This window comes from Mycobacterium sp. (genome assembly GCF_050701675.1).
GTDB lineage: Bacteria > Actinomycetota > Actinomycetes > Mycobacteriales > Mycobacteriaceae > Mycobacterium.
Window position 1 is genome coordinate 1 of the sequence record NZ_JBOGDD010001322.1, and the last position, 5,511, is coordinate 5,511.

Genomic DNA, 5,511 nt, shown 5'->3' on the forward strand with positions numbered 1-5,511 from the left:
GGGTCTACCTGATCGGATCTGACTCTCGACGTCCGCCTGCTTCCGCTACCCCGGCATTAACTCCTTGGTGTACAACGGCTTTCCGGAGGCGTCGCACAGGTTGACCGTCAGCGCCCGGGAGTCCGAGTCGATGGTCACCTCACCGAAATGTTGGAAACCCTCGGCCGGGGAGGCGTTCTCGTCCTTCGGCGCGTGGACGAATTCGTAGCGCGCGCCGAAGGTGCCGTCGAGCGGGCTCTCGGGGAATGCGCCTGCGTTCAGCGGCCCGGATACGAACTCCCAGAACGGCGTGAAGTCGGTGAAGCCGGCTCGCTCCGGGTGGTAGGAGATCGCCGCGGTGTAGTGCACGTCGGCGGTGAGGTACACGACGTTGCGCACCTCTTTGGTTTCGGACAAGATGCGGGAGAAGGCAATCTCGCGGCCCAGCGGCCGCCCATTCTCACCCTGCGCGACTGCTTCCATCGACTTGGGGCCATCTGCCGGATCGCTGTTCGCGTCCGGGACGACGATGCTGATCGGCAGGTCGTTGGCGACTACCTTCCAGACCGCCGTCGACTCCTTCAGGCCGTCGATCAACCATTGAGTTTGTTCACGCCCCAGGATCCCGCCGTCGTCGGACTGTGCCCACGCCTGCGGGTTCGGGTTCTTGTACGAGCGCATGTCCAAGACGAAGACCTCGAGCAGCGGGCCGTAGGAGACCTTGCGATGCAGCCGACCGTCGACGGCCTCCGACGGTTCGACGGGCTGCCACTCGCGCCACGCCTGATACGCGTAACCGGCCAACGTGTCGGCGTCGGTTTCGGTGTAGCCCTTGCGGTTCTGACCGGCGAGTGACTCACCGGGGAACCAGTTGTTCAGCACCTCGTGGTCATCCCACTGAACCAGCTGCGGGACTGTGGCATTGAATCGGAGGTAGTGATCGTCGGTGAGGTTGTAGGCGTAATTGCCGCGGAAGTCGTCGAGCGTCTGAGCCACGTGGTCCTTGGCCGGTGCGGTGACGCTCGAGTACATGGCGCCGTCGTTCTGCTTCTGTGTGACGGGCACCGGACCATCGGCATAGATCGCATCGCCGGAGTGCACGAAGAAGTCCGGTCGGCGGTCGGCCATCGCGCCGAAGATCGCCATGCCGCCGTGGCGGTTGATTCCCCAGCCCTGGCCTACGACATCGCCAGACCAGACGAACTTGATGTCCTCAGGTTGCGCCGAAATTGTCTTGAAGACGCCGACCACAGGCTCCGACCTGGCACCGTCGTCACCTTCCAGTGACACTCGGTAGTGCACCGTCTGCCCCGGCTCGAGGCCGGTGATGCGCACCCGCCCGGTGCCGTCGGACGCCGGGCTCAGTTGTGGTCCATCGACGCGGACGGAGTTCGAAAATGACTCGGTGGCAGAGGTTTCGATGATCATGCGGGCAGGGGAATCCGAGCGAGCCCACACCAGCGCGCCGTCGGCCCGCGGGTCACCGGTGGCGACACCGTGAGTGAGGCGGGGACGGTTGGCGATCAGGCCGGGGCTCGACGGTGGGCCACCGTTGCCCGAGGTGCCGCAGGCCTGCAGAGCTGCCGCCGCGGGGACGAGCAGCGCACCGGCAAGGGAGGCGCGCAGGAGGGTACGGCGGGCAAGCATCGGTTGGTGATCGGTATGGGACATGTGGACAGCGTGCGGTGCGCCGGCAACGCGATGGCTAACACCCGGTAAGCAAAAGAGCCACCGGCAGGTGTCGCATGCATTAACGGATTGGGTCACGTCCACAATGGCCGGGCCGGGTCACTACCGAATCGCGTTATGTACCGTCTAGTCGGGCGACGTCCGGCTAGAAGAAGCCCTCGCGTGGCAGCGGGGTGCCGTTGACGAAGTTGTCGCCGATCACCCGCGCCTTGTAGCGCGTCGGGTTGTGCGAGAACAGCGTGCGCAGGTTCCGCCAGTGCCGATCCAAGTGCGCCGACGAGCGCGTGGCGGACGCGCCGCCGACGGCGAACAGATCGCCGGCGGCCTTGAGTGCCAATGCCTCGATACCGACTTTCGTCTTGGCGGCGAGTAAGGATGCCTGCTGTTCGAGATCGTCGTCAGCGTGTCCGTGCTCAAAGGCGAAATCCGCGGCGAGATCTTGTGCATCGGCGGCGGCGAGCACGGTGGCCTCGGCGACAAAGGCCGAGGAGACCAGTTCGCCGACGGCTTCGAGTAACTGTGGGTCGGTAGCGGGGGAGTCGCTCACCGCCCAGCTGTAGGTGCGGCGTCTCGTGCGGAGAAGTTCAGCGGCATCGTCTGCCACCGAGTGCAGAATTCCCGCAGCGATGGCATGAAGTATCAACTGCGGCTGGGACTGCCGCGGCCGCCCCTCGATGCCCAGCTCGTTCGGGATCACCTCATCCTTCGCGATCCGAACGCCGTTGAGCACCGTGGTGCCACTGCCAGTCTCGGCCTGCCCGAAGCCGTCCCAGTCGTCCAGTAGTTCAACGCCTTCCCTGTCGGCGGGAAAGATAACCGTGACCTGTCCGCCGTCGGCATCGTTCACCCCGATGCGCAGATAGTCCGCGTACAGGCTGCCGGTGCTGTAGAACTTGCGCCCGTCTAGCCGGAAGCCGTCACCATCGGGGGTCAACCGCGTCTCGAAGTTGCGGACGCCGACAGTGCGGTCGTTGAGTTCGGTGTTCGACCCGCCGTATATGACCCCGTTGACGACGTTGCTGAGCCAGGGCTGTCCAGCCTCGCTGTGACGAAGACGCACCCGGTCCTCCGTGAAACCCCAGTGCACACGCAGGATGTGGGGCACGTCGGGGTCGGCCTGGCCGAGTCGGATCACGAGCGTGTACCAGTCACGCTTGGTGTAACCGCCGCCGCCGAGTTCGATCGGCACGCGCACCGCGCCGAGACGCTGACTGCGTGCCAGTTGGAGCGCTAGGTCGGGACGGCCGCCCCCCTGCGCGCGGCGCCGCGCTGCGTCTTCCGCGATCTGCGTGATGATCGCGTCGAGTTCGGGGGAGTCGATCGCCGGTGGCCGGACGGCAACATCGGCCAGGTGCAGATCTGACATGTGTGTTCCTTGCCTACTGGTGTGTCTTCTTCTCTGGTGCGAGGCGGGATCACCAATGCGGGCGCGTCAAGCCCAGGTGATCACGCAACGTGGTGCCCTCGTACTTGCGGCGGAATAGCTTGCGGTTCTGCAGGATCGGGACCACCTCGTCGACGAACAGCGGCAAACTCTCCTCGATCACGTCGAACATGAGGTTGAATCCGTCGATCAGGCCAGTGGCGAACCACTGCTCGAAGGTGTCCGCGACTGTTCCCGGCGATCCGACAATGGTGAGATGACCTGTGCCGTCGCGTAATAACTCGCGCAGCGGCTTGCCGGACTCGGCGAGGGAGACGATGGAGCGGATGAACCCTTCGGAGTTGACCCTCTTGCGTTCCTCGAGATCGACACGGTGCAGCGGAAGCGGTTCGTCCAGATTCAGCTCGGCGGGATCCAGTCCTAGCCTGCCGGCGATGTATTGCCGGCCACTGAGTGATCCGTCGACCGCGTCGAGCTCCTCGCGGCGGCGGGCCGCCTCGTCGTCGGTCGACGCGAGCGTCAGCGCAGCCCCCGGAAGAACGATCACCGGCTCCCGCCCAGCAGTACGGACCGCAGCCAATGCTGCGAGCCGTTGGCGGTAGTCCCTGGCTGCGTCGAGGGTCATCGCGGAGACGAAGACCGCGTCCGCGTGGCGGTTGGCCAGGTCCAGGCCGTCGTCGGAGGCACCTGCCTGGAAGATGACCGGAACTCCCTGCTCGGACGACGGAACGGTCGAACCGCCGTGAACCCGGAAGAACTCGCCGTCGTGCGCGGTCTCGACGACCGAACCCGGCGCCGCGAACACACCCGCTGTCTTGTCGGCGACGATCGCATCCGGTGACCAGGTGCGCCACAGTGCCTGGACCACATCGGCGAACTCACGCGCCCGGGCGTATCGCTGCGTCTTCTCCGGGATCGCGTCCAGACCGAAGTTGGAAGCGATGCGCGGGTTGTGGTTGGTGACGACGTTCCAGCCCGCGCGCCCGTGTGACACCCGATCCAGGCTCTGGATGGAACGGGCAAGGTTGTAGGGGTGATGCCAGGTGGTCGAGACGGTGGCGACGAGACCCACCGACTCGGTGTGCGCGGCTGCAGTCGTCAGTGCGATCACCGGATCCAGCCGGGCCGCACTGGCATTCGTCTGCCAGTCCGGATCAAGGGCCTGCTGATCGGCCAGAAAGAATGCGTCGAATAGGCCACGCTCGGCCTCTTGCGCTAGACGGACGTAGAACTCGCCCGTCGCGGTCGATGCCGGGTCGATGCCGGGTCGCCGCCACGCCGACCGGTAGGTGCCGAGCCCGGGAGCGTTGAGGCCGAGGTGCAGTTGTCGTTCGGTGCCGGACAAAGCGTCAGTTCTTCCAGGTGAGGTAGAGCCAAGGTTGGCTTTGGGTCTGGGTGAAGCCGTGAACAGAAGAGTTCGCCACGAAGGTCTGCGTTCGCTCGGTCAGCGGCAGGACGTAGGCCTCATCGACGACGTACTGCCCGAAGTCCACCGCCGCGGTGTGTCGCTCCGCCTCGTCCTTCGGGGTGCCGTAAAGCACCGCCTGAACGAGGCTTTCGAGCTTCGGGTCCTTGCCCTGGAGCTTGAACACGTCGCCACCGTCGGCTCTCACCGCGTTGGCAAGTGACCATGCGGCCTCGTGGCTCACGCTCTGGTAGATCAGGCCGATGTCCGGGCTCTTCGCGGCATTCGGATAGTCCGCCCAGGAGGCCTGGCGGAGCTCCAGCTCGATTCCGACGTTCTTCAGTTGCTGCTGGAGGAACTCAAAGGTGGAGGGAGCGCCGACGGTGTACACGTCGATGAGCGCCACCAGCTTGAGCGGCTTGCCTTCCGAGTTGTGCCGTATCCCGTCCGATCCCAGCTTCCAGCCCGCTTGGTCCAGCAACTCACCGGCTTTGGTCGCGTTGTACACGACCTGGTCACTCTGGTCGACGTAGTCGACGCCCGCGCTCCCGAACAACCCATTCGCGGCCTTGTAGTTGGGGGCGTAGACGGTATCGATGAGCTTCTGCTTGTCAACGGCCAAGATGAGCGCCTTGCGCACGTTCACGTCGTCCAAGTACGGAGCACTGCTACGCAGGACGAGCCCGTAGGTTCCCTGATCGCCATACGACTGCGTGATGACCTGAAGGCCTTCGGCTTCCGCAGCCTGCTGCGAACTCGGGTCGACGTAGTGGATCAGATCGCCTTGTCCTGACTCCAAGCTGCCAAGTCGAACGCTGTCTTCAGTGACCCCTACGGCGGTGAACCCATCCAGGTAGGCCTCGCCTTGGTTGGACGCCCCAACCGGTGCCCACGCGTAGCCATCACGCCGCGCGAGATTGACCTCGTCTACCGTCCCATCCTTGATCACGAATGGACCGCTGCCGACGAGGTTGGTGGCAACGTTCTGGCCCTTGGCGTCGAGATCGAAATACGACGACGAGACCAAACCAGACGCCGTTGCATCGCTCAGAAC

General features: G+C 64.9%; 4 protein-coding genes. All 4 read right to left on the minus strand.

Annotated features, from left to right (window positions below; translation table 11 throughout):
• Positions 1-45: 45 nt before the first annotated feature.
• The gene (locus ACRDUX_RS40770; RefSeq protein ID WP_526423235.1) at positions 46-1,650 is read right to left on the minus strand and encodes an alkaline phosphatase D family protein; all 1,605 of its coding nucleotides are present in this window, start codon (positions 1,648-1,650) and stop codon (positions 46-48) included.
• Positions 1,651-1,813: 163 nt separating this feature from the next.
• On the minus strand, positions 1,814-3,034 hold the full coding sequence (locus tag ACRDUX_RS40775; RefSeq protein ID WP_526423237.1) for an acyl-CoA dehydrogenase family protein: 1,221 nt from the start codon (positions 3,032-3,034) through the stop codon (positions 1,814-1,816).
• Between the two features lie 49 nt (positions 3,035-3,083).
• Entirely contained in the window at positions 3,084-4,397 is a 1,314-nt protein-coding gene (locus tag ACRDUX_RS40780; RefSeq protein WP_526423239.1) for an NtaA/DmoA family FMN-dependent monooxygenase, read from the minus strand.
• Between the two features lie 4 nt (positions 4,398-4,401).
• The coding region (locus tag ACRDUX_RS40785) for an ABC transporter substrate-binding protein (protein ID WP_526423241.1) at positions 4,402-5,511 on the minus strand (1,110 nt) is incomplete at its 5' end.

Excerpts from the sequence above, each read along its gene's own strand:
- ACRDUX_RS40770 (WP_526423235.1), bottom strand. The coding sequence starts at position 1,650 with ATGTCCCATACCGATCACCAACCGATGCTTGCCCGCCGTACCCTCCTG.
- ACRDUX_RS40775 (WP_526423237.1), bottom strand. The coding sequence starts at position 3,034 with ATGTCAGATCTGCACCTGGCCGATGTTGCCGTCCGGCCACCGGCGATC.